Annotated in this window: 24 protein-coding genes and 1 pseudogene; 10 read left to right on the top strand and 15 right to left on the bottom strand. The window is 73.3% G+C overall.

Going from position 1 to position 25651, the window contains the following annotated elements:
* Positions 1-12 precede the first annotated feature (12 nt).
* Positions 13-276, top strand: coding sequence for a gas vesicle protein K (locus tag ACQB60_RS08770; RefSeq protein ID WP_496925260.1), 264 nt, complete (start codon positions 13-15; stop codon positions 274-276).
* 45 nt (positions 277-321) lie between these two features.
* Here the strand turns inward: ACQB60_RS08770 and ACQB60_RS08765 are convergent, their stop codons facing one another.
* Positions 322-492, bottom strand: coding sequence for a hydrophobic protein (locus ACQB60_RS08765; protein ID WP_496925259.1), 171 nt, complete (start codon positions 490-492; stop codon positions 322-324).
* A 189-nt stretch (positions 493-681) separates the two neighbouring features.
* Between ACQB60_RS08765 and ACQB60_RS08760 the strand changes: the two genes are divergently transcribed.
* Positions 682-3879: an AfsR/SARP family transcriptional regulator gene (locus ACQB60_RS08760; RefSeq protein WP_496925258.1), complete on the top strand. Its 3198-nt coding sequence runs from the start codon at positions 682-684 to the stop codon at positions 3877-3879.
* On the opposite strand, the gene ACQB60_RS08755 is transcribed toward ACQB60_RS08760, so the two are convergent.
* The 4 genes from ACQB60_RS08755 to ACQB60_RS08740 form a co-directional block, all read right to left on the bottom strand.
* Positions 3869-4753: a DUF4097 family beta strand repeat-containing protein gene (locus ACQB60_RS08755; RefSeq protein ID WP_496925257.1), complete on the bottom strand. Its 885-nt coding sequence runs from the start codon at positions 4751-4753 to the stop codon at positions 3869-3871. The genes ACQB60_RS08760 and ACQB60_RS08755 overlap by 11 nt on opposite strands.
* A gap of 147 nt (positions 4754-4900) precedes the next feature.
* Complete coding sequence (locus tag ACQB60_RS08750) at positions 4901-5716, bottom strand: class I SAM-dependent methyltransferase (RefSeq protein WP_496925256.1); 816 nt, start codon at positions 5714-5716, stop codon at positions 4901-4903.
* A gap of 120 nt (positions 5717-5836) precedes the next feature.
* Positions 5837-7327 (bottom strand): bifunctional phosphatase PAP2/diacylglycerol kinase family protein, encoded by a 1491-nt coding sequence (locus ACQB60_RS08745; protein WP_496925255.1) that lies wholly within the window; start codon positions 7325-7327, stop codon positions 5837-5839.
* 78 nt (positions 7328-7405) lie between these two features.
* Positions 7406-8674 (bottom strand): alkaline phosphatase D family protein, encoded by a 1269-nt coding sequence (locus tag ACQB60_RS08740; RefSeq protein WP_496925254.1) that lies wholly within the window; start codon positions 8672-8674, stop codon positions 7406-7408.
* 211 nt (positions 8675-8885) lie between these two features.
* On the opposite strand from ACQB60_RS08740, the gene ACQB60_RS08735 reads away from it, so the two are divergent.
* Positions 8886-10514 carry an ABC-F family ATP-binding cassette domain-containing protein gene (locus tag ACQB60_RS08735; RefSeq protein WP_496925253.1) on the top strand — a complete coding sequence of 543 codons (1629 nt, stop codon included), beginning with the start codon at positions 8886-8888 and terminating at the stop codon, positions 10512-10514.
* Between the two features lie 33 nt (positions 10515-10547).
* Here the strand turns inward: ACQB60_RS08735 and ACQB60_RS08730 are convergent, their stop codons facing one another.
* The 4 genes from ACQB60_RS08730 to ACQB60_RS08715 are packed head-to-tail and all read right to left on the bottom strand — an operon-like array spanning position 10548 to position 13536.
* Positions 10548-10928 (bottom strand): VOC family protein, encoded by a 381-nt coding sequence (locus ACQB60_RS08730; RefSeq protein WP_496925252.1) that lies wholly within the window; start codon positions 10926-10928, stop codon positions 10548-10550.
* A 19-nt stretch (positions 10929-10947) separates the two neighbouring features.
* Entirely contained in the window at positions 10948-11319 is a 372-nt protein-coding gene (locus ACQB60_RS08725) for a FeoC-like transcriptional regulator (protein WP_496925251.1), read from the bottom strand.
* Positions 11316-13322, bottom strand: coding sequence for a ferrous iron transport protein B (feoB, locus tag ACQB60_RS08720; protein WP_496925250.1), 2007 nt, complete (start codon positions 13320-13322; stop codon positions 11316-11318). Before feoB ends, ACQB60_RS08725 begins: the two co-directional genes overlap by 4 nt.
* On the bottom strand, positions 13315-13536 hold the full coding sequence (locus tag ACQB60_RS08715; protein ID WP_496925249.1) for a FeoA family protein: 222 nt from the start codon (positions 13534-13536) through the stop codon (positions 13315-13317). Before ACQB60_RS08715 ends, feoB begins: the two co-directional genes overlap by 8 nt.
* 215 nt (positions 13537-13751) lie before the next feature.
* Here ACQB60_RS08715 and ACQB60_RS08710 point away from each other — a divergent pair, with 215 nt between their 5' ends.
* Positions 13752-14327, top strand: a complete 576-nt coding sequence (locus ACQB60_RS08710; protein WP_496925248.1) for a TIGR03086 family metal-binding protein — start codon at positions 13752-13754, stop codon at positions 14325-14327.
* Positions 14328-14330: 3 nt separating this feature from the next.
* Here the strand turns inward: ACQB60_RS08710 and ACQB60_RS08705 are convergent, their stop codons facing one another.
* On the bottom strand, positions 14331-14774 hold the full coding sequence (locus tag ACQB60_RS08705; protein WP_496925247.1) for a CBS domain-containing protein: 444 nt from the start codon (positions 14772-14774) through the stop codon (positions 14331-14333).
* Positions 14775-14948: 174 nt separating this feature from the next.
* On the opposite strand from ACQB60_RS08705, the gene ACQB60_RS08700 reads away from it, so the two are divergent.
* Together ACQB60_RS08700 and ACQB60_RS08695 are read left to right on the top strand one after the other, a co-directional pair.
* The gene (locus ACQB60_RS08700; protein ID WP_384850475.1) at positions 14949-15080 is read left to right on the top strand and encodes a hypothetical protein; all 132 of its coding nucleotides are present in this window, start codon (positions 14949-14951) and stop codon (positions 15078-15080) included.
* 227 nt (positions 15081-15307) lie between these two features.
* A complete protein-coding gene (locus ACQB60_RS08695) occupies positions 15308-16291 on the top strand; it encodes an RNA polymerase sigma factor SigF (RefSeq protein WP_496925246.1) in 984 nt (327 codons plus the stop codon).
* Positions 16292-16377: 86 nt separating this feature from the next.
* On the opposite strand, the gene ACQB60_RS08690 is transcribed toward ACQB60_RS08695, so the two are convergent.
* Complete coding sequence (locus ACQB60_RS08690; protein WP_496925245.1) at positions 16378-17505, bottom strand: GAF domain-containing protein; 1128 nt, start codon at positions 17503-17505, stop codon at positions 16378-16380.
* A 77-nt stretch (positions 17506-17582) separates the two neighbouring features.
* Here ACQB60_RS08690 and ACQB60_RS08685 point away from each other — a divergent pair, with 77 nt between their 5' ends.
* The 4 genes from ACQB60_RS08685 (at position 17583) to ACQB60_RS08670 (ending at position 21822) form a co-directional block, all read left to right on the top strand.
* The gene (locus ACQB60_RS08685; RefSeq protein ID WP_496925244.1) at positions 17583-18302 is read left to right on the top strand and encodes an ANTAR domain-containing response regulator; all 720 of its coding nucleotides are present in this window, start codon (positions 17583-17585) and stop codon (positions 18300-18302) included.
* 162 nt (positions 18303-18464) lie between these two features.
* Positions 18465-19025 (top strand): hypothetical protein, encoded by a 561-nt coding sequence (locus ACQB60_RS08680; RefSeq protein WP_496925243.1) that lies wholly within the window; start codon positions 18465-18467, stop codon positions 19023-19025.
* A gap of 101 nt (positions 19026-19126) precedes the next feature.
* Entirely contained in the window at positions 19127-20575 is a 1449-nt protein-coding gene (locus tag ACQB60_RS08675; protein WP_496925242.1) for an aminotransferase class I/II-fold pyridoxal phosphate-dependent enzyme, read from the top strand.
* The gene (locus tag ACQB60_RS08670; protein ID WP_496925241.1) at positions 20572-21822 is read left to right on the top strand and encodes an MBL fold metallo-hydrolase; all 1251 of its coding nucleotides are present in this window, start codon (positions 20572-20574) and stop codon (positions 21820-21822) included. The genes ACQB60_RS08675 and ACQB60_RS08670 overlap by 4 nt, the downstream gene beginning before the upstream one ends.
* A 10-nt stretch (positions 21823-21832) precedes the next feature.
* Here ACQB60_RS08670 and ACQB60_RS08665 read toward each other — a convergent pair whose 3' ends face one another.
* From ACQB60_RS08665 to ACQB60_RS08650, 4 genes and pseudogenes are all read right to left on the bottom strand, one after another.
* Complete coding sequence (locus ACQB60_RS08665; RefSeq protein ID WP_496925240.1) at positions 21833-22030, bottom strand: hypothetical protein; 198 nt, start codon at positions 22028-22030, stop codon at positions 21833-21835.
* A 313-nt stretch (positions 22031-22343) separates the two neighbouring features.
* Positions 22344-22430: pseudogene (locus tag ACQB60_RS08660) on the bottom strand (phosphatase); the annotation flags it as partial.
* 48 nt (positions 22431-22478) lie between these two features.
* Positions 22479-23879, bottom strand: a complete 1401-nt coding sequence (locus ACQB60_RS08655; protein ID WP_496925239.1) for an L-serine ammonia-lyase — start codon at positions 23877-23879, stop codon at positions 22479-22481.
* A gap of 101 nt (positions 23880-23980) precedes the next feature.
* Positions 23981-25645: an APC family permease gene (locus tag ACQB60_RS08650; protein WP_496925238.1), complete on the bottom strand. Its 1665-nt coding sequence runs from the start codon at positions 25643-25645 to the stop codon at positions 23981-23983.
* Between the last annotated feature and the right edge of the window lie 6 nt (positions 25646-25651).

Genomic DNA, 25651 nt, shown 5'->3' with positions numbered 1-25651 from the left:
ACTGACTGACCGATGGACCTCGAACCGGAGACCGTGGAGCGGGACTTGGTGGCCCTCGTCCTGACCGTCGTCGAGCTGCTGCGTCAGCTCATGGAACGGCAGGCGCTGCGCCGCTTCGAGACCGGCGAGCTCTCGCCCGACCAGGAGGAGCGGATCGGGCTGACCCTGATGCTGCTCGACGAACGGATGACGGAGCTGCGGGAGCGGTACGGACTGCGGCCCGAGGACCTGAATCTGGACCTCGGGCCGCTCGGACCACTGCTGCCCAGAAACTGAGCCCCCGCGCTTGGCGCGGGGGCTCAGTTCCTGGTGGCGGCGGGTCTACCAGCGGTACCACCGCGCCCTGCCGCCCGCCGGCGTCGAGCTCCGCATCAGGAAGCCGAGCAGCCAGACGACGAGGACCGCCACGGCGATCCACCAGAGGAGCTTCACCGCGAAGCCTGCCCCGAAGAGAATCAGGGCCAGAAGAAGAACCAGTAAGACAGGAACCATAGTTGTCTACCTCCTGCCCACCGAGTGCCCCTGTTCGCGGCAAGGATGCAGGGCAAGGACGCAGGGGGAGGGCGCGGGGCGAGGACGCGGGCAGGGAACCTCCCGTATGCCCGGTTGTGGGAACCCTCCGGCCGTACGTATCCCGCCAGGGATGAGGCGGTGGCGCAGCCCGTGCGGCAAGATGACCGCGTGCGAATAGGGATGCTCGGGCCTTTCGAAGTGCAGGTCGGCGACGGTGAAGCGGTGGAGGTGCCCGGCGCCCGGCTGCGCGGGCTGCTGGCGGCGCTCGCGCTGGAGCCCGGCCGGATCGTGCCGCGCGCGCGGCTCGTCGACTGGATCTGGGGGGAACAGTCGCCGGCGGACGCGGTGAACGCGCTGCAGGTCCTGGTGTCCCGGCTGCGCCGGGTGCTGCCCGACGGTTCGGTGGAGGCGAAGTCCGGCGGCTACCGCCTGGCCGTCGACCCCGATGCCGTGGACGTGAGCCGCTTCGAGCGCCTCGTGGCGCAGGCCCGTACCGCCGAGGACCCGGCCCGCGCGGACCTGCTGCGCTCGGCCCTCGGCCTGTGGCGCGGGGAGGAGGCCATGGAGGGCATCGCGCTCCAGGGCAGCGAGGCGTTCGACGCCGCGGTCACGGCCCTCGCCGAGCGTCATCTCGCCGTGCTCGGGGACCGGATGGAGACGGAGGCCCGCCTCGGCCGTGGCGCGGAACTGATCACCGAGCTGACCGACCTGGTGGCGCGCCATCCGCTGCGGGAGGGCTTCGTCGGCGCGCTGATGCGCGGCCTCGCGGAGGCGGGCCGCACCGCCGAGGCGCTGACCGTGTACCAGCAGCTGCGCGAGCGCCTCGCCGACGAGCTGGGCGCGGACCCCTCCGCCGAACTGTCCGCGCTGCACACCGCGGTGCTCCGCGGCGAGCTGGGCGCCCGGACGGAGAGCCGGAAGACGAACCTGCGCGCCGAGCTGACCAGCTTCGTCGGCCGGGATGGCGAGGACGGCGAGGACGGCGCGGTCGCCGCGGTCACCGAACTCGTCGCCGGACACCGCCTCGTGACGCTCACGGGAGCGGGCGGCTCCGGCAAGACCCGCCTCGCCACGGAGGCCGCGCGGACCCTGCTCGGCGGGCTGCCGGACGGCGCCTGGCTGGTGGAGCTGGCCGCGCTGCAGGCGGGCGGCGACCCGGCGCAGGCCACGCTGACCGCGATCGGCCTGCGCGACCAGGCGCTGCCCGGCGGGGCTCCGGGCGGGGACGCGGTGGACCGGCTCGTCGCGGCGGTCCGGGACCGCGCGATGCTGCTGGTCCTGGACAACTGCGAGCACATGCTCGACGAGGTCTCGGCGTTCGCGGAGCGGCTCCTCGGGGAGTGCAGGCGGCTGCGCATCGTGGCCACCAGCAGGGAGCCGCTCGGCATCACCGGGGAGGCGCTGCTGCAGGTCGAGCCGCTCGCCCTGCCCGCGGAGGGCGCGGACCCGGCGGAGATCGCCGCCGCACCCGCCGTGCGGTTGCTGCGGGACCGGGCGGGCGCCGTGCGCCGCGGCATCGGCTCCGACGACCGGACCCTGGCGACGATGGCGCGGATCTGCCGGGCGCTGGACGGTATGCCGCTGGCCATCGAACTGGCCGCGGCCCGGCTGCGCACCATGTCCGTGGACCAGCTCGCGGACCGGCTCGACGACCGGTTCCGGCTGCTGACCGGCGGCAGCCGTACGGCGCTCGCCCGGCACCGGACGCTGCGCGCGGTCGTGGACTGGAGCTGGGACCTGCTGAGCGAGAACGAGCGCGAAGTACTGCGCCGCCTGTCCGTGTTCTCGGGCGGCGTGAGCCTGGAGGCGGCCGAACGGGTCTGCCCGGACGGGGAGTTCGTCCTCGACCTGCTGACTGCGCTGACCGAGAAGTCGCTGCTGCGCGCGTACGGCGATGGCGCGCCGCGCTACCGGATGCTCAACACCATCAGGGAGTTCGCGGCGCAGCGCCTCGTCGAGGCGGGGGAGGCCGAGTCGGCGCGCCAGGCGCACCTCGCCTACGTCACCGAGCTGGCCGAGACAGCGGAGCCGCATCTGCGCCGGGCCGAGCAGCTGGAGTGGCTTGCCGTCCTGGAGGCCGAGTACGACAACATCGGGGCCGCCTTGCGGGGCGCCATCGCCGAGGGCCGGGCGCAGGAGGCGCTGCGGCTGGTCGCCGCGGTGGGCTGGTACTGGTTCCTCAGCGGACGCAAGGCCGAGGGCACCGAACTGGGCGTGGCGGCCGCCTCCTTGCCCGGCGAGGTGTCCGACGAGGTGCGGGCGGTGGCGTACGCGCTCGTGGCCATGCTGGTGACGTCCGGGTTCGGTGGCCCGGAGCAGGCGCAGAAGTGGATCCACGAGGCGTACCGCTTCAGCAGGCACGGCCGCAGCCACCCGGTGATCGCGCTGGTCGGGCCGCTGGAGAAGATGCTGAAGGGGCCGACGGAGTTCCTGGCCGCCTACGAGGCGCTGCTCGACGACGAGGACCCATGGGTGCGGGCGGCGGCCCGGCTCAACTGCGGCAGGTTCCGCCTGGTGCTGAGCCACGCCGTGTCGGGGGAGCCGCAGGAGCCGGGCGCATCGGCTGCGTCACGTCCCCGCGACGCGGAAGCGGACATGGAGACGGCGCTCACCGAGTTCCGCGCGCTCGGCGAGCGGTGGGGCGCCTCCCTCGCGCTGACCTCGCTGGCCGAACGGCTCGCCCTGCGCGGCGAGTTCGCCCGCGCCTGCGAGTACTACGAGCAGGCGAGCGCCGCCCTGACCGAGTTCGGCACCACGGAGGACGTGGTCGGCTACCGGGCGCGGCAGGCCCAGCTGTACTGGCTGCTCGGCGACGAGCGCGCCAGTGACGCGGCCCTGGCCGAGGCGGAGCGGTGCGCGGACCGGATCACGTGGCCGGACGCGCTGGACGCGATGGCGGTCTTGGTGGGGCAACTGGCGTGGTGGCGCGGCGAGCCGGACCGGGCCCGTGCGCAGCTGGCGGCGATCCGGGAGCGGAACGACGGGGGCGACGGGCACGAGGGGGGCGGTCTCCGCGCCGTGGTCCAGGACCTGTCCGGCTACCTCACGGACGACCTCGACGAGGCCCGCACGCACCGGGCGGCGGCGTTCCGGGCCGTGGTCCAGGTGGGGCATCTGCCGATGATCGCGCAGGTCCTCGTCGGCCTGGCGGACCTCGCACTGCGCCAAGGACGGGACGAACAGGCCGTACGGCTGCTCGCGGCGGGCGACGCCGTGCGCGGCGCGCAGGACCGTTCGCTGCCGGATGCCGCGCGGATCGCGGAGGAGGCGCGGGGGCGCCTCGGCGAGACGGCGTTCGCCGAGGCGACCCGCGAGGGCGGGCGGGCGGACTGGCAGGAGCTGGCGGAGGCCACGCTCACGGCGTGACCGTGGGGTGCCCGGCCCGCGTGGCCGTGGGCTGCTCGGCCCGGCGGACGACGATGCCCCCGGCGCTGCTGCGGGCCCGCACCTTGACGGTCCGCTCGGCCTGCTCCGGGGCGGGCTGCCCCGCCAGGTGATTGTGCACGCGCCCCATGGAGGTGTGCGCGTCGAGCCGGACGCCGGTGCCGTGCGGGACACCGACGTCCACCGTGCCGATGACGGAGTGGAGATCGACCGAGCCACGACCCACCTGCCCCACACGGATGTTGCCGTTGGTGGTCCTGGCGTCGACCGCGGCACGCGCCACGTCGACGGTGATGTCCCCGATGGCCGAGCCGACCTTCACGTCCCCCTCGGCCTCCCCGATCCAGCAGTGGCCCCCGGCGTTCTTGACGACGGCGCTCCCGCCGACCCGGCGGATCCGGACGTCCCCGTTCGCGCTGACGTCGGCCTGCCCGCGCACCTGGTCGACGATCACCTTGCCCGCGGTGGTCTTCAACCGCACCCGGTCGGCCTGCCCGACCCGGATGTCCCCGATGGCGTTCTGCAGCCGACAGCTCCCGACGACACCCTTGACGACGTACTCACCCTCAGCGGTGTCCCCCCGCACATCGGACCCGCTCGGCAGCTCCACCACCACGTCCACGGACCCGTACTTGGTGGTGAACACGGTGCGCCGCTTCGGATGCCGGACGACCAGCCTGCCGTCACCGAACTCGAGGACGACGTGCTCGGCGGCCTGGACGTCCAGCTCCCGCGACGGGTCGACCGGCCGGACCCGGACCACGGTGTCGGCGCGCTCTCCGGCGACGAACCGGATGTTCCCGAAGACGATGTCGACGGTCACGGAGAGGGGCTCGGGGGTGGGGAAGGTGGGCATGGCGGACAACTCCTGACGACTCGTGGTGCACGACCCGCGGCGCGTTCCCCGCTGCGGTGCCACCACGGTCACCCGCGCCCCTGTCACGCGACCGTCATCGCGCTGTCGCGGCCTCCGGACCGGCCCTTCCCCCCCCGCCAGAGGTGCCTACTTCCGGCAGAGGATCTCCCCGTGCAGCACGGCGAACCAGCCGTCCGGCTGCCGGCCCCACTCCCGCCACGCCTCCGAGATCGCCGTCAGCCGGCCGGCGTCGGCGTGGCCGCTCTCCGTGGCCCGTTCGGCGTACGCCGACGCCACCGTGCGGTCCGCCCACAGGCCGCTCCACCAGTCGCGCTCCTCGGGCGTGCTGTAGCACCAGGCGCTCGCGGTCGACGTGATGGCGGTATCGGCGTAACCGGCCCGCAGGGCCCAGGACTTGAGGTGGCGGCCGGCGTCGGGTTCGCCGCCGTTGGCGCGGGCGACGCGGCGGTACAGGTCCAGCCAGTCGTCCATGGCGGGGGAGTGGGGGTGCCAGGTCATGGCGGCGTAGTCGGAGTCGCGCACGGCGACGATGCCGCCGGGGGCGCAGACCCGCCGCATCTCGCTCAGGGCGCGCACCGGGTCGCCCACGTGCTGGAGCACCTGGTGGGCGTGGACGACGCAGAAGGTGTCGTCCGGGTAGTCCAGCTCGTGGACGTCCGCGACGCCGAACTCGACGTTCTCCAGGCCCCGTTCGGCCGCCGTCGTGCGGGCCTGGTCCAGGATGCCCGGGGCGTGGTCGACGCCGGTGACGTGCCCGTCCGGGACCAGCTCGGCCAGGTCGGCGGTGATGGTGCCGGGCCCGCAGCCGATGTCCAGGACCTTCATGTGCGGCTTCAGCGAGTCGAGGAGGTAGGCGGCCGAGTTGGCGGCGGTGCGCCAGGTGTGGGAGCGCAGCACGGACTCGTGGTGCCCGTGGGTGTAGGTGGCGGTCTCCTTCGGCATGGCCGGACTCCTTCGCGTTCGCATTCGCTGAGGCGGTGACAGGAGAGACGGTACGCCGCCATGCCGAATAATGAGATACGCGTATCAGGATGTGGACGACGTGTGTGTGCCCCCGTGTCCCTAGCCGGGCAGCGGCCGGTAGACGGTGACCGCCTCGGGCACCTTTTCCACCGTCAACTCACCCTGGATCAGCGCCACTTCACCGTCGTACGCCATGGCCGTGCCCGGCGCGACGCCGTCCACCCGCAGGCGTCGCATCCGCACGGCCGCCTGCGCGGGCGAGTGCTTGAGGGGCCCGGCGAGCGCGGCCGCGAGCAGCCGGGCGCCGGGCCTGCGGCCGCCGTGCACCAGGCGGACGTCGAGCAGGCCGTCCGCGAGGTCGAAGCGGCGGCCCGGGGCGGGCCCGAGCCGGTGGTAGACGCAGTTGCCCACGAACAGCAGCCACAGGGCGCGCGGGCGCCCCCGGAACTCGGCGCGCATCGGCTTCCCGTCGCCGCGCAGCACCCGCACGGCCGCGAGCACCCCCGCGGGCCAGCCGCCGATGCGGTGCGCCCAGCGGGCGCGGCGCCGCACGAGGTCCGGATAGACGCCCAGGGAAAGGGTGTTGAGGAAGTGGCCCTGACTCGGCCCGTCCGCCGTCTCCGTGGCGAAGCGGCCGAGGTCGACGGCGATGGCGTCGCCGCACTCCACCGCACGGCTCAGCTCGCGCGGCCCCTCGACCCCGATGTCGTACGCGAAGTGGTTGTACGTGCCGCCGGGCAGCACGGCGAGCGGCAGACCGTGCCGGACGGCGACCCCCACGGCGGCGTTGACCGACCCGTCGCCCCCGCACACACCGAGCGCCCGCGCCCCCCGGCCGACGGCCTTCTCCAACTCCCCTTCCAGCTCCCCGGGTTGACAGGTGGTGAACTCGGCGAGGGGGAGCGCGTCGCGCAGGGCGCGGGACCGTTCCGCGGTGCGGGCCCCGTCGTTGACGACCACGGCGAGACCCCGCCCGCCGGGCAGCGCCGGGGCGTCGGCACGCGGCCGGCCGGGCGGCGGCAGCTGCGACCGGGTCGGCACGAGCCCGCGTACGGCGAACGCGGCGCCCGCCCCGAGCGCCGCACCGGCGAGCACATCGCTCGGGAAGTGCACCCCGGTGTAGACGCGGGACAGCGCGACCCCGGCCGCGACGGGCGCGAGCGCCGCACCCCACGCCCCCGACTCCAGGGCGACCCCGGTGGCGAAGGCGGCGGCCGAGGCGGAGTGCCCCGAGGGGAACGACGTGGTCAGCGGCTGCCGCTTCAACTGCCGTATCAGCGGCACGGCGTCGAGCAGCGGCCGCGGCCTGCGCACCGAGCGCTTGCCGAGCGTGTTGATGGTGGCGGAGGCGAGGGCGAGCGAGGCGGTGCCCCGGGCGGCGGCACGCCGGGCCCGGGGAGTCCGGGTGGCGGCGATCGCGGCCGCGGCCGCGAACCAGAGGACCCCGTGGTTGGCGCTGTGGCTCAGCCGGGGGAGCAGCCGGTCCCCGCCGGGCCAGTGGCGGGTGGCGACGGCGTGGAAGAGGCGGCTGTCGAGGGCGAGCAGTCGGGAGCGGGTGCCTGGGTGTGCAGCATGCGCGTCGGCTGTCATGGGGCTCGGGTACCCCATCCGTCCCTGATCGTGCCCGCCCCGCTCCCGGCGGCAGGCGGGGCCACGGGCTGCCACCCCCTAGCCGACGCCCCGGCCGACGTGCACCTGCACGGCATGGCTCATCCGGGCCGTCCCGTCGTGGTAGCCCGTCCCCGTCAGGGTGATGGTGTCCCCGGTGTCCTCGACGCGCACCGTCCCGTACTGGCGGCGGCCCGCCACCGAGCCGATGTCGTACTCGCTGCCCGTGTCCCAGGACCCGGAGTCCATGGACGCGAACATGAACATGGGGAAGCGGCCGTACGGGTTGTGGGGGCCCGAGCAGATCGACAGGGCGTGCATGTCGGCCGTCAGGAACAGCATGCGGTCCAGCCAGCCCGTGTCGCCGAACAGCTGGATCATCTCCTCGCGTTCGTGGCGGAACGAGTCCCAGGTGTCGGTGCCGCCCAGCCAGCGGGACGGGGACTGCCAGACCAGGACCTCGGCGCCCGACGCGCGGGCGCGGGTGAGGAGGGCTTCCATCCACGCCTTCTGCTTGCTGCCGAGCATCGTCTTGGACGGCTCGGCCGGTGCCGTGTTCGGGTCGCGGAAGGAGCGGACGTCCGCGGCGACGAAGAGGACGCGGCCCACCTGCCAGGAGTGGTGGATGCCCGCCCGGTCGGGCAGGGGGTAGGAGGGGACGTACTCGCGGTAGACCTTCTGGGCCGCGGGTCTGCCCGGGTTGGTGCGGTCGGAGTTGTTCGGGCCGAAGTCGTGGTCGTCCCAGACGTAGGTGACCGCCTGGGTGCGCAGGAACCGGCCCTGGCGCGCCGCCGGGTTCACGCCCTTGTTGTAGTTGAAGTTGTCGTCGTACGCGGCCCGGTACAGCGCCGGGCTGTTCGTCTTGATGTTGCGGTAGTGCAGGTCCCCGAGGTGGGAGAACCAGGCCCACTGCTCCGCCAGGGACTGCCGGACCATCGTCGGGAACACGAACCCGTTGCTGACCGCGCGCGTGACCGTCGCCTCGTCGCCCTCGCCCGTGAGCCCGGCGTCGCCCGCCGCGCCGAAGATGTACGAGAGGGGCTCGCCGGGCGGGCCGGGATGCGTGCGGAAGGTCCCCTTGTACGCGGTGTTCGGCTGCCCGTCGTCGACGACGTACCAGTAGCGGGTCGCCGGCTTCAGGCCCGTGAGCCGGAAGCGGAGGTGGCCCTGGGCGTCCGGGGTGACCGGGCCGTGGGTCGCCGCCCCGGTCATCGCCTCGTTCTTCGCCACCCGCAGCGAACCGGCCGTGGGCGGGGCGGTCGTGGCGAGGACCGTGACGCCGGTGTGGGTCAGTCCGCCCGCCCAGACGCTCTTCACCGACCGGGCCATGGGGCACCCCCCTGGGTGTACGCCGACGTGTACGGACGAGCACGCCGACGGCGTCCCTTCGCGATTCCGGCGGCGTCCCTTCGAGATTAGCGACGACCGGGGTCGGCGGACCCCGCCCGGAGCGGGCCGAGAGCGGCCGGTGGCCGGGCGCGGGCCGGGGGCCGGGAAACGCGTTTGCCTCCGCCCCGCCCCGCCCCGGAGAATCCCGCTCATGGGATACCTGGAAGCCGCACACATCGAGTACTACCTCCCCGACGGGAGGGCCCTTCTCGGTGATGTCTCCTTCCGCGTCGGCGACGGCTCGGTCGTCGCCCTCGTCGGCGCCAACGGCGCGGGCAAGACCACGCTCCTGCGGCTCATCTCCGGCGAGCTCCAGCCGCACGGCGGCACCGTCACGGTCAGCGGCGGACTCGGCGTCATGCCGCAGTTCGTGGGCTCCGTGCGCGACGAGACGACCGTGCGCGACCTCCTCGTCTCCGTCGCCACGCCCCGCATCCGCGAGGCCGCCCGCGCCGTCGACGTCGCCGAGCACGCGATCATGACCGTCGACGACGAGGCCGCCCAGCTCCAGTACGCCCAGGCCCTCTCCGACTGGGCCGAGGTGCAGGGGTACGAGGCCGAGACCCTCTGGGACATCTGCACCACGGCCGCGCTCGGCGTCCCGTACGACAAGGCGCAGTTCCGCGAGGTCCGCACCCTCTCCGGCGGCGAGCAGAAGCGGCTCGTGCTGGAGGCCCTGCTGCGCGGCACCGACGAGGTGCTGCTCCTGGACGAGCCGGACAACTACCTCGACGTACCCGGAAAGCGCTGGCTGGAGGAGCGGCTCAAGGAGACCCGCAAGACCGTCCTGTTCGTCTCGCACGACCGGGAGCTCCTCGCCCGCGCCGCCCAGAAGATCATCAGCGTCGAGCAGAGCCCCGGCGGCGCCGACGCCTGGGTGCACGGCGGCAGCTTCGCCACGTACCACGAGGCCCGCAAGGCCCGCTTCGCGCGCTTCGAGGAGCTGCGCCGCCGCTGGGACGAGAAGCACGAGCAGCTCAAGAAGCTGGTCCGCACGCTGCGCCAGGCCGCCGACGTCAGCCACGAGATGGCGTCCCGCTATCACGCCGCCCAGACCCGGCTGCGGAAGTTCGAGGAGGCCGGGCCGCCCCCGGAGCCGCCGCGCGAGCAGGACATCACCATGCGCCTGCAGGGCGGCCGCACCGGCGTCCGGGCCGTGACCTGCGAAGGGCTCGAACTCACCGGCCTGATGAAGCCCTTCGACCTGGAGGTCTTCTACGGGGAGCGGGTCGCCGTCCTCGGGTCCAACGGCTCCGGCAAGTCCCACTTCCTGCGCCTCCTCGCGGGGGACTCCGAGAATCCCGTCGCGCACACCGGCGCGTGGAAGCTCGGCGCCCGCGTCGTGCCCGGCCACTTCGCGCAGACCCACGCCCACCCCGAGCTCTTCGGCCGCCCGCTGCTCGACATCCTGTGGCGCGAGCACGCCCAGGACCGGGGAGCGGCGATGTCGAGGCTGCGCCGCTACGAGCTGACGGGGCAGGCCGAGCAGAACTTCGAGCGGCTCTCCGGCGGCCAGCAGGCCCGCTTCCAGATCCTGCTCCTGGAGCTCGCGGGCTGCACGGCCCTGCTGCTCGACGAGCCGACCGACAACCTCGACCTGGAGTCGGCCGAGGCGCTGCAGGAGGGCCTGGAGGCGTTCCAGGGCACGGTCCTCGCCGTCACGCACGACCGCTGGTTCGCCCGCGCCTTCGACCGCTACCTGGTCTTCGGCAGCGACGGCCAGGTCCGCGAGACGCCGGAGCCGGTCTGGGACGAGCGCCGCGTGGAGCGGGTCCGCTAGGGCCTGTCCGCGGGACGCGTCCCGGAGCCCTGCTCACGGGGCGAGGCGGGCCTGCAGGAGGCAGAAGACGTTGCCCTCGGGGTCGGCCAGGACGTGCCAGTTCTCCTCGCCGGTCTGGCCGACGTCGGCGGGCCTGGCGCCGAGCGCGAGCAGCCGCTCCAGCTCGGCGTCCTGGTCGCGGTCGGTGGGGTTGACGTCGAGGTGCAGCGGGAGCTTCCCGGGGCGCGGGTCGCTGCTGGGGCTGAGGACCAGAGTGGGCTGCGGGCCGCCGAAGCCGGTGTCGGGCGGCCCGATCTCGATGCTTCCGTCGTCCTCCCGGCCGACCTCGACGTACCCGAGCACATCGCTCCAGAAGGCGGCGAGCCGCTCGGGGTCGGCGCAGTCGAGGATCAGTTCACTGATGCGGCATGCCATGCCCGGGAGTGTAGGGATCTCAGGCGGCGGAGCGGCCTGATCCACGAGAACGACCAGACGGACCCCGGTCCCGGTCCTGGTCCTGGTCCCGTTCCTGGTCCCCTCGCGTCGTCGGCCGCACCGTGAGCAGCAGCGGGCGGCGCGCCGCCAGCGCCGGGCCCCCGCACGCCTGGACCAGCGCGCAGCCGCCACAGCCGGCCGGGGGACAGCCTCCGCCGACCTCCTCGCGGGTCAGCTCACCCCGCCGCACCCAGAAGTCGATCATCGCCTCGGCCTCGTCGGGGGCGAGCCCCACGCGGGCCGCGATGTCCGCCGGGCGGACGCTGCCCCGCGCGGCGCGCACCTCGGCCAGGACCTGCCGCAGCGGGCCCGGGGCCGGGGCCTGGCTCACCACCACAGCCTCCCCGCCTGGAACACCGCCACCGCGAGGAGCCACGCCACCGACAGCTGGATCCCGGCGGCGAGCAGGGTCATGCGCGGGCCCATCTCCTGCCACTGCGCGGCGATCGTCGCCATGCAGGGCGTGTACGCGAGCAGGAACACCATGAAGGCGAGGACCGCCGGGATCGGATGGCCCCCGGAGGAGCGGTCGAAGGTCGCGCGCAGCTCCGTGCCCAACGTCCCCGTGTGGTCCGGGGATTCGGGCTCGGCCGCGCTGTACGTCTGCGCGACCGTCGACACCACGGCCTCCTTCGCCACGAAGCCCGTGCCGAGGGCCGCCGCCGCGTGCCAGTCGTCGAAGCCCGCCGGGGCGAAGACGGGGGCCGCGGTGCGCGAGACGGCGCCGAACACGCTCTTCTCGATGGGCGGTTCACCGAAGGCGGTCCCGGCCGCCGCGCCCAGCGGGATCGCCGAGAGCAGCCACACCGCCGTCACCGTCGCGACGATCACCCCGCTCGCGGTCCTCAGGAAGGCGAGGAGCTTCTGCCAGGTCTGCGCCGCGATCACGCGGGGAGCGGGCAGGCGGTACGGCGGCAGCTCCAACACCAGCGCCTCGCCGCGCAGTTCGCGGAAGAGGGAGTGGCGAAGGAGCATGCCCACGCCGATGACGAGGAGGACCGACAGGACGTACATGGCGAACACCACCGTCCCGGCCCGGCTGCCGAAGAAGACGCTGGCGAGCAGGACGTAGACCGTGAGGCGCGCGCTGCACGTCACGTACGGGATGAGCATGCCGAGCAGCAGGCGCTGGCGCGGGTTGCCGAGGATGCGCAGGCCCGCGAGGGCGGGCACGTTGCAGCCGAAGCCCACGATGATCGGCAGGAAGGCGCGGCCGGGCAGGCCGAGGCGGCGCATCAGGCGGTCGACGATGAACGCGGCCCGCGCCATGTACCCGGAGTCCTCCAGGACCGCGAGCAGCACGAACATGATGAGCATCAGGGGCACGAAGGTGAGGAGCTGGCCGACGCCGTTGATCAGCCCGTCGACCAGGAACCCGCGCAGCCAGCCCGGCGTGTGCAGCGCGTCGAGCCGGCCGTTCGCCGCGTCGCTCACCGGCCCGGACACGAAGTCGCCGAGCCCGTCCTGGAGCGGCTTGGCGAGGGCGGTCGTGGCCGTGAACACCAGCCACATCACGCCCAGGAAGAAGGGGATGCCGCCCCAGCGCGAGGTCAGCACCCGGTCGACGCGGTCGGAGACCGTGAGCCGCCCGCCGTGCGCGCGGCTGCGGGCGGCGGCGAGGACCTCGTGCGCCCAGGCGTACCGGGCCTCGGCGAGGGCCAGTTCGGGATCGGGCTCGTCCGGGGCGAGGCCCAGAGAGGGTGCGGGCGGCGTGCGCCCGGCCGCCAGCTCCTCCCGTACGGCGGTGGCGAGCGCGTCCAGACCCCGGCGCCCGCGCGGCTGCACCGGCACCACCGGGACGCCCAACTCCCTTGCGAGCGCCGCCTCGTCGACATCGATGCCGCGCCGCCGCGCCACGTCGGTCATGGTGAGCGCGACCACGCACGGCACGCCGGTCTGCAGGACCTCGGCGGTCAGATACAGGCTGCGCGCGAGGTTGGCGGCGTCGGCGGTGACGACGACGAGGTCCGGCCGCCCCGCGCCGTCCTCGCCGTCCTCGCCGTCCCCGCCGTGCTCGGTGAGCAGCTCGCGGGTCAGCTCCTCGTCGGGGGAGCGCGGCACGAGGCTGTAGGTGCCGGGCAGGTCCACGAGGGCGAGCTCGGCGTCGCCGGAGCGCCAGGTGCCGGTGGCCACGTGGACCGTCTTGCCGGGCCAGTTGCCGACGTGCTGGCGGGCCCCGGTGAGGGCGTTGAAGAGGGTCGACTTGCCGACGTTGGGATTGCCCACGAGCGCGACGGTGGCCGCGGGGGCGCGCGGTGTCGCCGGGGGAGGGGGCGCGCAGCACGACGCGAGCGTACGGGTTCCGTTCAGGACGGCGGCGGGGGTCTCAGGCATGGCTCACGTGCAGGTCGTGCGCGGTGGCCGTGTCCAGCGCGATGCGCGCGTCGCCGAGCCCCACGAAGAGCCCGCCGGTCGCGCCGCGGCCGAGGACCCGCAGCTCGGCGCCCCGGACGAAGCCCAGCTCGGCGAGTCTGAGCCGCTCGCCGGCGGGGACGGTCACATGCGTGAGTCGGACCCGGGCGCCAGGGGCGCAGCCGTGCAGGACCATGGAGACCTCCTTGGGAACTTAGGTCAGGCTAAGTCCCGGTTCAGGGGCCTATGGGCAAGCATTGGTAAAAGCTGGCATTTCGCGTGCCATCAGGGGCTTTTGGCCTGTGCGCAGGGACTTTCGGCGCGCCCCCGGCGAGCGCCGAGGGGGCGTGGGCGAGGGCGAGCTTCCAAGCCCTGTGGTCCTGGCGGCAGCACAAGCGCACCATGGAACGTATGCCTGAGAATCCGATCCTGACCCGGCACGGCGAAGCGCTCGACCTGTTCACCGAGAGGGTGCACGCCGTCGGCCCCGACCAGTGGGACGCGGCCACGCCGTGCGCCGACTGGACCGTGCGCGACCTCGTCAACCACCTCACGGTCGAGCAGCTGTGGGTGCCCCCGCTGGTGCGCGACGGCGAGAGCCCCGCCACCGTCGGCGACACCTTCGACGGCGACATGCTCGGCCCCGACCCCGTCACGTCCTGGGACACCGCGGCGGCAGGCGCCCGTGAGGCGTTCGGCGAACCGGACGCCCTGGAGCGCACCGTCGAGCTCTCGTACGGCGCCACTCCGGCCGCCTTCTACTGCGGCCAGATGATCACCGACCTGGTGGTGCACGCCTGGGACCTGTCCCGCGGCATCGGCGCCGACGAGCGGCTGCCCGCGGCCCTCGTCGACTTCGCCGTACGGGAAGTCACGCCGTACGCGGCCGAGTTGGAGAAGAGCGGCCTGTTCGCCACGCCCGTGCCGCCTCCGCCCGGCGCCGACGTCCAGACCAAGCTCCTGTGCCTGCTGGGCCGCAACCCGTAGGCGTCAGGGCAGCAGGCCGTCACCGGCCCTGCCCTCGGGGGTGGCACCGCTGATGTCGGCGAGCGCGGAGCCGGGGTCCCGGGCGAGAGCCAGGTCCCCGAGGCTCACCATGCCCACGGCCTCGCCGTCCACGACGACGGGCAGCCGCCGCACCGCGTGGTCGCGCATCAGGGCGACGGCCGTCGCGACCGCGTCGTCCGGCCCGACCACCACGGGGTTCGGGCTGCACACCGCGTGCGCGCTGACCGTCAGCGGATCCGCGCCGTCGGCCACGGCGCGCAGGGTGATGTCCCGGTCGGTGAGCACGCCGATGACCTGACCCTCGGCAGCCACCAGAACATCGCCGATGTCCTGCGCCCGCATCAGCTGCGCCGCTTCGACCAGCGAGGCATCGGGGCGCACTGCCACGACGCCCGATGTCATGACGTCCCTCACGAATTCAGCCATGGCTTCGTGGGCCCTTCTCGACGTTGCCTCGATCCGTCAGTTCCTTCGCTGCTCCCGCGTACCCGCGTACGCCGCCGTGACACGGACCACGCGCGCCGGTTTGTACCGGAGCGGCGGGGAGACCCGGACCCCAGCACCACCCCCCACAGTCAAATATTTGGTGGTGAAGGGGTCATGGCGGTACTCGCTGTGTTGATTCCGTTCGTGATGCTGGGCGTGGTCCTGGCACTCGGCCGGTACGAGGAGTTGCTGCTGCCGCCCGCGAAGCACGCCGACGAGCCGGACGGCATCCGTCGCGCGCTGTGAGAGGCACGGCAGGAAGGCAGGGACACGGGTTCCCGGGCGCCGCCCGGGAACCCCGCGGTGTTTGGCGGCGGCTCGGGTGGGCAGTCGGAAAGACAGTGCTTCGGACCTACAGGCACGTCCGTGGGAGTGGCTGCGGCCCCACCCCGGGTGTGCCCCGTCATGTCGGCAGCGCGCTCTCCCACGGTGACCCGCATGTCACGGCACCGACAAGGGAGTTGGGATCCAGTATGCGATCCGACGTTTCCCCCGCGTCCTTCCGGAAGACCACCGCACGCCCCTGCACCAAGTCCGGCCCCAAGCCGGGACCCAAGTCCACCCCGAGGCCCTCCGGGAAGTCCGCGACGCACTCGGCCCCGAAGCCATCCGCGCCGCCCGCGCCCGCGGCGGCGAAGACCTCCGGCCACTCGGCCACGAGGCCCTCCGCACGACCCGCCTCGAAGCGCCACCCGCACGACGACGCCCCCGACACCGCGGCGGACTTCCTCCGCCTCGTCGGCCTGCCCGAGGGCCCGGAGCGCGACGAGCTGCGCGACGAACTCGTCCGCGTCTGGCTGCCCATGGCCGACCGGCTCGCCGGTCGCTTCCGCGGCCGCGGCGAGTCCTCCGACGACCTGCGCCAGGTGGCGGCGCTCGGCCTGGTCAAGGCCGTCGACCGCTACGACCCGCGGCGCGGCTCCGCGTTCGAGAGCTTCGCCGTACCCACCATCACCGGCGAGATCAAGCGGCACTTCCGCGACCACATGTGGACCCTGCATGTGCCGCGCCGTGTCCAGGACCTGCGCAACCGCGTCCGGTTCGCCCGCCACGACCTGGCCCACACCATCTCCGGGCGCGCCCCGACCCTCGCCGAGATCGCCGAGCAGGCGCAGATGAGCGAGGAGGACGCGGCCACCGGCTTGGAGGCGCTCGACTCCTTCACCGCGCTCTCCCTCGACGCCGAACTCCCCGGCAGCGAGGACGGGTACTCGCTGAGCGACGCGCTCGGCGGGCCGGACCCGGCGCTCGACGTCGTCGTGGACCGCGTCGCCGTCACCCCGCGCCTGCGCCAACTGCCCGAACGCGAAAGGGACATCCTCTATCTGCGGTTCTTCCACGACATGACGCAGAGCCGCATCGCCGAACGGTTCGGCATCTCCCAGATGCACGTCTCCCGCCTGATCAGCCGCAGCTGCGAGCAACTGCGCGAGCAGGTGATGCGCGACGCGGCGTAGCCGACGCAGCGTGTCCGACGTGGGGTGTCCGACGCGATGTGGCCGACGTGGCGCAGCAGTTGACGCGGTCCGGCCGACGTCAGCCGTCAGCCGGACCGCCGCAGCGCCAGCGCCACATGGCGCGACATCACGTCGACGGCCTGCGCCTCGGCCATCGAGAAGGCGAGGCGCGGCCCGCACCGGAAGAGCGTGAGCACGCCCTCCACCGGTCCGTCGGGCCGCGCCGTCAGTGGCACGCACAGCAGGGACGTCACCTCCGCGCGTACGAGGACGTGCGCGCCGGAGGCGTCCCGGCCGAAGCCGTCCGGGTCCTCCGGGCGGATCTGCAGCGCGAGGCCCCCGCCGCGCGCCGCCTCCGCCACGAGGGGGCACGTGGCGGGATCCTGCGCGCGCACATCCCGTACGAGCGCGTCGTCCCGCCCGAGCACGGCCACGCGGCGCGGCCGCCGGGCGCCCTCGTCGGCCACCACCCAGTCCGCGAACCGCTCGTGGAGGGCCTTCGCGGCCCGCTCCAGGACCGCCGCGCGGTCGCCCGCGGGCGCTGTCAGGAGCGTCGTCGTCATGGCGTCCGCCAGGTCCGTCAGCGCCACGTGCCGGCTCGCCTCGTCGAGGTCCGGCACCGGTCCGCCGCCCTGCGCGGGCCCGGTCCTGCGCGCCGCCGGGACGTCCTGCTGGAGCACGGCGAGGACCGCCATGCGCGGCTCCCTGCCGGGACGCAGCCCCGCCAGGGTCACCCGGGTCGGGGTGCGCGGCTGGACCTGCAGGCGCACCGTCAGGCTCCGGTCGCCCTCGCCGCGGGCCACCGCCGCCGCCTGGGAGCGGAACGCCACCCGGTCGGCGTGCACCAGGAGCCCGGTCAGCGGCCTGCCGGTGGCGTAGCCCGCGCGCACGCCGGTGAAGCCCGCGGCGGCGAAGTTCATGCGGCGCACCACGGTCTCGCGGTCCATCAGGACGACCGGGAGGGGCAGCCGCTGGAAGAGCGCGCGCAGCAGCTGCTGCTCGTCCCGGTCCGCGCTGTTGGCCCCCCGGCTCCTTCCGGAGGTGAGTTTCTCGTAGCGCGGCCACAACTCCTCTGCCACGTGGTCCAGTTCGAAGAGCGCCGCGTCCAGCACGGTGCGCAGATCCTCGGACGGAACGGAGCGTGCCGCCCTCAACTCGCCGACTCGACGCATGAAGTCGCCGAGCTGCTCGCCGAACTCATCAGCTGGTGCCATGCGACGAACGTAACCGCTCGAGCCTGTTTCCCCGATACCTCACCGGGAATCCGCCAAGAGAGGAGGTGGAACAGCTCATGTCCACGAAGCCGGAACCGGAACTGCTCGCACCAGAGGCCGTGCCGCCGGGACGTGGGATCATCGAACTCGCCGAGCAGGCAGTGCGCTGCACCACCGCGTGCTGCGGGGCGAGCGCCACTGTCATCGACGGCGTCGAGGAGCGCACCGCCGTCACCCATCCCGACCTGGCCGGGCTCGTCGCCGTACAGCTGAGCTCCGGCAACGGACCCATCCTGGCCGCGCGCGAGGGCGGCGCCCCCGTGGACGCGGAGGACCTGCTGCGTGAGACGCGCTGGCCCGAGTACCGCGCCGTGGCCCTCGACTCCGGCGTACGGGCGAGCGTCACACTGCCCTTCCTGCGGGCCGGGCTCACCGTCACGCTCACCCTCTTCAGCTTCCGCCCCGGCGCGCTCGACGACGCGCTCGACGGCCCGGCCCGGGTCCTCGGCGACCTCGCCACGACCGGCCTGGTGCGCGACCGCCACTACCGCGCCGCGCTCACCGAGCTGGACCATCTGAGCACCGCCCTGCGCAACCGCCCGGTGGTCGACCAGGCGTGCGGCATCGTCATGCACGTGCGGGGCTGCGACGAGGACACGGCGTTCGGCGTCCTGCGCCGCATATCCCAGACGACGAACCGCAAGCTCACGGATGTGGCAGGCGCGCTGGTGGCGTCCCGGGGCCGGGGCCTCGAACGCGAGCTGCAGTCGCTGGAGCGGGCGCCCGCGACGAGCTGAGCCGCCTGCTGGGCAGGACCTGGCTCGGTGGGTCGAGGGGGCTGCTTGCCGGGCCGGGTGGGGGCGAAGAATTGGAGCGAGCGGACGGTGGGCTGAGCCCATTCGGCGCACCCCGCCACAGGTCGCCGCGCGCACGGGGCGGCGCCGCGCTGTGATGGCCTCATGCGTACCTCGACCGCTGCCACCGCCCTCGCCCCACTGACCTGTCTCGCCCTCCTCGGCCTCGCCGCCGCCCCCGCGTACGCCGGTGACGCCGCCGCCGAGGTCAGCCCCCGCACCATCGCCCCGGGCGGCACCGTCACCATCTCGGTGGCGTGCCCCGCGGCCGGCTCCTCGCCGCCCCGGACCATCGAGGCCAACTCGCAGGCGTTCGAGCAGGGCGCGGCCCAGCTCCACCTGGTCGACAACGCCAACGACGACATCGCCGGGCCCGCCTACAACGGCACCGCCCGCATCGCGCCCGCCGGGAACTTCGAGGGCGGCCCGAACGCCGTGGGCGCCACGTCCGACTGGGGCGTCGACGGCAACTGCCCCGGCGACGGCCAGTGGAACGCCTCCTTCACCGTGAGCCGCTCCACCCCCGTGCGCCACGGCGTGCACGCGGGGGAGGGCGGCAGCTTCACGGACTCCCGCACCGCTCTCATCACCGGCGGCGTCCTGATCGCGGGCGTGATGGGCGCCGCCGCGCTCCGGCTGCGCCGAGGGGTGAATCAGGACAGTTGACGCCACTCGGACAGATGGAGTGGCGACCCTCTGGGTACGCAGAGCCCAGAGGCCCGCACCGGACGGCCCCCACCGGCCGTCCCCACCGCACGGAGGCACACATGCGAGGGACGCCCGAGGAGCCGGATCCATCGGATCCCTCTCCCACGGGGCCGTCGTCGGAGGACGGCGGCGGGGGTGCCGTTCCTGTGGGGGCGGGCTTCGACGGCGAGGTGGGTCCCGGTCGTGCGAGGTCGGGCATCGACGGCGAGGTGGGCCCCGGTCGCGCGGGGTCGGGCGTCCACGAGGCGGGCCCCGTCCCCGTGTTCGCGCTCCCCAAAGGCACCGGACCCGTCCGTTTCGGCCCGCCCGCGCCCGAGCCCGGGCTCCCCGTGCTGCCCGAGCTGACCGCCGCCGTCGCCGCCACGGCGGGGCGGAGCCGGGCCGAAATCGTCGGCGGGGACCCGGCCCTCCTCGACGCCGCCTGCGGGTACTGGTCGCGGCGCGGGCTCCCGGTGGAGCGGGGACAGGTCGCCGCCGCACCCGGCGCGCCCGTCCTGCTGCTCGCGCTGACCGCAGCCCTCGGCGGGGGCGACGTCCTGCTGCCGCGCCCCTGCCCCGCCTGGTGGGCACCGCAGGCCCGGCTCCTCGGGGCCTCCATCTACCACGTGCCGACCCCGGCCGAGTGCGGCGGAGTCCCCGACCCGTACGCCCTGTTGGAGACCGTCCGCCGGGTCCGCGCCGAAGGCGGCGCCCCACGGGTGCTCGTGCTGTCCGTCGCCGACGACCCCACCGCCACCGTGGCGCCCCCGGAAGTCCTGCACGAGGCGGTCGAGGCCGCAGCGGGCGAGGGGCTCCACATCGTCAGCGACGAGACCTGGCGCGACACCCTGCACTACCCGCACGACACCGTCCTGATCGGCCCCGCCGAGATGGACCACGCCCGGGTGACCGTCCTCAGCGACCTCTCGGGCGCCTTCCTGCCACCGGCGCTCCCGGCGGCCGTCGCCCGCTTCCCCACCACCTCCCAAGGCACCGCGCTGCGCGCCCGCACCCTCGACGTGCTCACCGCGCTCGGCGCCCGCCTCGCGGCCCCGGTCGCCGCCGCGGCGGCCTACGCACTGGGGGAGCCCGACGAGATCACCGAGCGCCTCACCACGGCGACCCGGCTGCACGCGCGCGTGGCCGCCGCCGCGCGCGACGTGGTGCTCGCCGCAGGCGCCCTCGCCCGGCCGCCCCGCGCGGGCCGCCACCTCTACGTCGACCTGGAGCCGCTGCGGCCCGCGCTCGCGGAGCGCTCCGTCGGCGACGCCCAGGAGCTGGAGGACTACCTCGGCGAGCGGCTCGGCATGCCCGCACCCGGCGGCCACCGCTTCGGCGACGAGCTCGCCGCCCTGCGCGTACGGCTGTCCACGGCACCGCTCCTCGGTTCCACCTCTCAGGAGTGCACGAAGTCGCTCACCTCACCGGATCCCCTGGAATTGCCGCACGTCGAACGAGCGTTGAGCATTTTCAGGTCGACCTTCGACGATCTCCGCGCGGATGCACAGCGAATGGAGCCTCCTCGATGACGCAGCAGGCACAACAGGCCCACCAGGCACAACAGGCGTACCAGGCCCAGGGCACCCAGCACACCGAGGGCGCCCAGCCGGGGCAGCGGACACTGGAGCAACTAGGGCAGCTGGAGCCCACGGGCCCCGCGCTCGACCGCAGAACAGGCACGGGCTCCGATACCGGTCCGGGTGCCGACACCCGGCGCACCACCCTCCACGTCCTCCCCACCCCGGTCCCCGCCCGCGCGCCCGACACCGGCACGCGCCCCCGCCCCCGCCTGTGGCCCAAGTCCTTCGCCGACCGGCTCACCACGCCGCTGCCCGGGATCCGGGCTCTCGCCAGGTTCGCGAGGGAGGGTGCGGTGCGCCCGCCCGCCGAGGCGCTCACGGACATCCCGCGGCTGCCCTTCGAACCCGGTCCGCTGCCCCGGGTCGGAGCCGACACCGTGGCCGTCACCTGGGCGGGACACGCCAGTTGGGTCCTGCGCATCGGCGGCCTCACGGTCCTGACCGACCCGGTCTGGTCCCGCAAGATCCTCGGCACCCCCGCCCGCGTCACGCCGGTGGGCGTGGCCTGGAGCTCACTGCCGCGCATCGACGCGGTCGTCATCAGCCACAACCACTACGACCACCTGGACGCCCCCACCCTCCGAAGGCTCCCGCGCGACACCCCTGTCCTGGTCCCGGCGGGCCTCGCCCGCTGGTTCACCCGGCGCCGCTTCACCCGCGTCATCGAGCTGGACTGGTGGGAGGGCGCCGAACTGATGCCAGGGGGTGGCGCCGAAGGCGTCTCGGTCGAGGGCGGCGGTGGGAGGCGGGCGGGCGGCGTCCGCTTCGACTTCGTGCCCGCGCACCACTGGTCCAAGCGCAGCCTCACGGACACCTGCCGCACGCTGTGGGGCGGCTGGGTCCTCACGGACGTCCACGGCCAACGGATCTACTTCGCGGGCGACACCGGCTACGGCCACTGGTTCGAACGCATCGGCGCCCGCTATCCCGGCATCGACCTCGCCCTGCTCCCGATCGGCGCGTACGACCCGCGCTGGTGGCTGCGCGACGTCCACTGCGACCCGGAGGAGGCGGTCCAGGCCACCCTCGACCTCGGCGCCCACCGCATGGCCCCCATGCACTGGGGCACCTTCCTCCTCTCCGCCGAACCGGTCCTGGAACCGCTGACGCGGGTACGGGCGGCCTGGGAGAAGACGGGCCTGGCACGCGAGGACTTGTGGGACCTGCCAGTGGGGGCGTCGCGCGTGCTCGCGTGACCCGCCCCCCTCACCGTCTCGGGGCGCTCTGCGTCGCCCATGCGGCCAGTTCCCTGGTCATCTGGACGACCCGTCGCTGTCTGCGGTCGGAGAGGAAGGGCCAGGTGAGCCACGCGGGGGTGGAGAGGAGCACCACCAGGACCACGGGGAGCGTGCGCAGTGCCGTGGTTACCGGCTGTGCCAGTCCGTGCGGTATGACCAAGGCCATGGCAGTGTCTCCCCGCTCAGCCGCGACGCATCCCAGGGAAGCGTCAGATACTCGGTGAATTTCCAGGTGCGTGCTGTATCCCCAGGCTAGGGGCGGGTGATGTGAGTGGGGAAGAGGAGCCGCCATCGGCCGCCCCTGTGACAGACACGCGCGATTGAGTACATAGCGAGTTCACGCTGCGTGAGGGATCAAGGAGCGCCCTGGAGCGGCACGTTGTGAGTCCGGCCTGCCCGAAGGCGACTGCCGGCGCACATGCGCGCCCTCACGGATGGCTCATCCGTGGCGCTCGCGGCAGCTGATCCATGACCGCCGCCGCGACTCCGCGTACGTACTCAAAGTTGTACGTGCGTACCCCGAACCGGGTCGCCATGTCGACAGTTCGCCCCTGCGGGGGTCTGAGCGATACCTACGTTCAGGCCGGCTCAGCACGTCCTCAGCGGTCGATGGTTCAGCATTCGATGATGTTGACGGCGAGGCCGCCGCGGGCGGTTTCCTTGTATTTGACGCTCATGTCGGCGCCGGTGTCCTTCATGGTCTTGATGACCTTGTCGAGGGAGACCTTGTGGGAGCCGTCGCCGCGCAGGGCCATCTTGGCGGCGGTGACGGCCTTGACGGCGGCCATGCCGTTGCGTTCGATGCAGGGGATCTGGACGAGGCCGCCGACGGGGTCGCAGGTGAGGCCGAGGTTGTGTTCCATGCCGATCTCGGCGGCGTTCTCGACTTGTTCGGGGGAGCCGCCGAGGACTTCGGCGAGGGCGCCTGCGGCCATGGAGCAGGCGGAGCCGACCTCGCCCTGGCAGCCGACCTCGGCGCCGGAGATGGAGGCGTTCTCCTTGAAGAGCATGCCGATGGCGCCCGCGGCGAGCAGGAAGCGGATGACGCCTTCTTCCTTTTCTGCCTCGGAGGCGGCGCCGGCGCCGAAGTTGACGTAGTAGTGCAGGACGGCGGGGATGATGCCGGCGGCGCCGTTGGTGGGGGCGGTGACGACGCGGCCGCCTGCGGCGTTCTCCTCGTTGACGGCCATGGCGTAGAGGGTGATCCATTCCATGGCGCGGGCCTGGGGGTCGCCCTCGGCGCGCAGCTGGCGGGCGGAGGTGGCGGCGCGGCGGCGGACCTTGAGGCCGCCGGGCAGGATGCCCTCGCGCGACATGCCGCGGCTGACGCATGCCTGCATGACGCGCCAGATGTCCAGCAGGCCGGAGCGGATCTCGTCCTCGGTGCGCCATGCCTTCTCGTTCTCCAGCATCAGCGAGGAGATGGACAGGCCGGTCTCCTGGGCGCGGACGAGCAGTTCGGCGCCGGTGCGGAAGGGGTATTTCAGGATGGTGTCGTCGGGGACGATCGGGTTCTCGCCCGGGTTGCCCTCTCCGGAAATGACGGCCTCGTCGACGACGAAGCCGCCGCCCACGGAGTAGTAGGTCTTCTCCAGCAGAAGCGTTCCGGCGGCGTCGTGGGCGGCGACGGTCATGCCGTTGGCGTGGTAGGGCAGTGCCTTGCGGCGGTGCAGGACCAGGTCCTCGTCGAAGTCGAAGGTGATGTCGTGGGTGCCGAGGATGTTGAGGCGGCCGCTGCGCTTGATGTCCTCGATGCGGTCGTCGGCCTTCTCCACGTCCACGGTGCGGGGGGACTCGCCCTCCAGGCCGAGCAGGACCGCCTTGGGGGTGCCGTGGCCGTGGCCGGTGGCGCCCAGGGAGCCGTAGAGCTCGGCGCGGACGGTGGCGGTGCGCTGGAGCAGGTCCTCGTTCTTGAGGCGGCGGGCGAAGAGGGCGGCGGCGCGCATCGGGCCGACCGTGTGGGAGCTGGACGGGCCGATGCCGATCGAGAACAGGTCGAAGACCGAGATGGCCATGGGGGCGTTTCCCTGTCTGGTGGTGGTGAGGGTGGAGGAGGAAGGGGAGGAGCGGGGAGGGGAGGGGAGGGGCGCCCCCGAAAGGGCGCCCCGGTGTTCCGTTACGCCGACTGCAGTTCCCGGTCGGGGCGATCGGCGGGCGACTGCTCCGTCTCCGTCGCCGACTCCTGCGGCGCGTCCAGTACGGGATCCGGCGCGGGCAGCCCCGCCTCGTGGGCACGTACGCCCGCCCGTACCGCCCAGAAGTAGAAGCCGATCGCCGAGACCGCCACGACGGCGATGTCCACGCCGCCCGGGATCACGCCGTAGCCGCCGAACTCCGAGCTGCCGAGGGCCGACAGCGTCGCCATCCACAGCAGGAAGCCGATCATCCACCAGGCGGGTGCGAACTGCCGTGCCAGGTTCTTCTCTCCCTTGCGGCGCAGCACGATCGCCGCGATCGGCGCCGAGACCAGGGTCAGCAGCGCGACCTTCCCGGTGTCCGGCCACTTCGACCAGTACAGGGCGCAGGCCGCGAAGGCGAACGTGATCGGGCAGAGCACCTTCGCCGCGGGAAGCCGGAAGGGGCGCGGCAGTTCGGGCTTGGTGATCCGGAAGACGCCCACCGCGATCGGGCCGATGAGGTACGAGACGACCATGGCCGCCGAGACGACGCTGGCGAGCGCCTCCCAGCTGTGGCCGACCGTGACCAGGAGCAGCACGGAGAAGCCGAGGTTGAGCCACATCGCGGGGCGCGCGGTGCCGTACTTGGGGTGGGTCTCGCGGATCTTCTTCGGGAAGAAGCCGGTCTCGGCGAGGTTCTGCGCCATGTACGAGGCGGAGGCGACGTTGCCGATGTTGGCGCCGGAGGGCGAGATGAACGCGCCGAACTGGAGCATCGTGACGACCCAGTGCAGCATCAGCATCTTGGCGAGGTCGGCGAACGGCGAGGCGAAGTTGATGCCGCTCCAGCCGCCCGCCTCGGCGAGCTTCTCCGGCGGCACGGAGCCGATGAACGCGATCTGCAGCGCCATGTAGATGACCAGGCCGAGGCAGAGCGCGCCGACGAGGGCGAGCGGGATGGCGCGGCCCGGGTTCTTCGCGGCGCCGCCGAGGTTGACGACGGCCTGGAAGCCGTTGAAGGCGAAGACGACGCCGGAGGTGGTGACGGCGGTCATCACGGCGGACCAGCCGTTGGGCGCGAAGCCGCCGTGGTCGGTGAAGTTGCCGGTGTGGAAGCCGGAGGCGATGAGCGCGATCACGGCGAGCACGGGGATCGCGAACTTGACCAGCGTGAGCATGTTGTTGGCGCGGGCGAGCAGCGCCACCGACCAGTAGCAGGCCAGCCACAGGGCGACGGTGAGGACGAGGGCCATCGCCATGCCGGTGCCGGTGAGCGAGCCCTCCGACACCAGGCCGCGGGCCCAGCCGAAGTTCCAGGACGACATGTACTGGGTGCCGGCGATCGACTCGATCGGGATCAGCGCGGCGATCGCGATCCATACGGCCCACCCGGTGATGAAGCCGAGGACGGGCCCGTGGGATATGGACCCGAAGCGGGCCATGGAGCCGGGCAGCGGGTAGGCGGCGCCCACCTCCGCGTACGACATGGCGATCATGCCGATGAAGACGGCTCCGATCACCCAGGCGACCAGGGCCGCGGGACCCGCGACCTGAGCTGCCTTTCCGGCGCCGAAGAGCCAGCCGGAGCCGAAGATCGACCCCAGACCGATCATGATCAGGGCGAAGAGGCTGAGCCCCTTCTTGTTGGCCGCGCTGATGTCCATGGACCT

The organism is Streptomyces odontotermitis, assembly GCF_050510915.1.
Classification (GTDB): domain Bacteria; phylum Actinomycetota; class Actinomycetes; order Streptomycetales; family Streptomycetaceae; genus Streptomyces.
The sequence above is the reverse complement of the archived record's forward strand: the minus strand, read 5'-3'. Positions and strand labels throughout refer to the sequence as shown.

Coding starts and splice junctions, on each gene's coding strand:
- ACQB60_RS08770 (WP_496925260.1), top strand. CDS start 13: ATGGACCTCGAACCGGAGACCGTGGAGCGGGACTTGGTGGCCCTCGTC.
- ACQB60_RS08765 (WP_496925259.1), bottom strand. CDS start 492: ATGGTTCCTGTCTTACTGGTTCTTCTTCTGGCCCTGATTCTCTTCGGG.
- ACQB60_RS08755 (WP_496925257.1), bottom strand. CDS start 4,753: ATGCCCACCTTCCCCACCCCCGAGCCCCTCTCCGTGACCGTCGACATC.
- ACQB60_RS08750 (WP_496925256.1), bottom strand. CDS start 5,716: ATGCCGAAGGAGACCGCCACCTACACCCACGGGCACCACGAGTCCGTG.
- ACQB60_RS08745 (WP_496925255.1), bottom strand. CDS start 7,327: ATGACAGCCGACGCGCATGCTGCACACCCAGGCACCCGCTCCCGACTG.
- ACQB60_RS08740 (WP_496925254.1), bottom strand. CDS start 8,674: ATGGCCCGGTCGGTGAAGAGCGTCTGGGCGGGCGGACTGACCCACACC.
- ACQB60_RS08735 (WP_496925253.1), top strand. CDS start 8,886: ATGGGATACCTGGAAGCCGCACACATCGAGTACTACCTCCCCGACGGG.
- ACQB60_RS08730 (WP_496925252.1), bottom strand. CDS start 10,928: ATGGCATGCCGCATCAGTGAACTGATCCTCGACTGCGCCGACCCCGAG.
- feoB (WP_496925250.1), bottom strand. CDS start 13,322: ATGCCTGAGACCCCCGCCGCCGTCCTGAACGGAACCCGTACGCTCGCG.
- ACQB60_RS08715 (WP_496925249.1), bottom strand. CDS start 13,536: ATGGTCCTGCACGGCTGCGCCCCTGGCGCCCGGGTCCGACTCACGCAT.
- ACQB60_RS08710 (WP_496925248.1), top strand. CDS start 13,752: ATGCCTGAGAATCCGATCCTGACCCGGCACGGCGAAGCGCTCGACCTG.
- ACQB60_RS08705 (WP_496925247.1), bottom strand. CDS start 14,774: ATGGCTGAATTCGTGAGGGACGTCATGACATCGGGCGTCGTGGCAGTG.
- ACQB60_RS08700 (WP_384850475.1), top strand. CDS start 14,949: ATGGCGGTACTCGCTGTGTTGATTCCGTTCGTGATGCTGGGCGTGGTC.
- ACQB60_RS08695 (WP_496925246.1), top strand. CDS start 15,308: ATGCGATCCGACGTTTCCCCCGCGTCCTTCCGGAAGACCACCGCACGC.
- ACQB60_RS08690 (WP_496925245.1), bottom strand. CDS start 17,505: ATGGCACCAGCTGATGAGTTCGGCGAGCAGCTCGGCGACTTCATGCGT.
- ACQB60_RS08685 (WP_496925244.1), top strand. CDS start 17,583: ATGTCCACGAAGCCGGAACCGGAACTGCTCGCACCAGAGGCCGTGCCG.
- ACQB60_RS08680 (WP_496925243.1), top strand. CDS start 18,465: ATGCGTACCTCGACCGCTGCCACCGCCCTCGCCCCACTGACCTGTCTC.
- ACQB60_RS08675 (WP_496925242.1), top strand. CDS start 19,127: ATGCGAGGGACGCCCGAGGAGCCGGATCCATCGGATCCCTCTCCCACG.
- ACQB60_RS08670 (WP_496925241.1), top strand. CDS start 20,572: ATGACGCAGCAGGCACAACAGGCCCACCAGGCACAACAGGCGTACCAG.
- ACQB60_RS08665 (WP_496925240.1), bottom strand. CDS start 22,030: ATGGCCTTGGTCATACCGCACGGACTGGCACAGCCGGTAACCACGGCA.
- ACQB60_RS08655 (WP_496925239.1), bottom strand. CDS start 23,879: ATGGCCATCTCGGTCTTCGACCTGTTCTCGATCGGCATCGGCCCGTCC.
- ACQB60_RS08650 (WP_496925238.1), bottom strand. CDS start 25,645: ATGGACATCAGCGCGGCCAACAAGAAGGGGCTCAGCCTCTTCGCCCTG.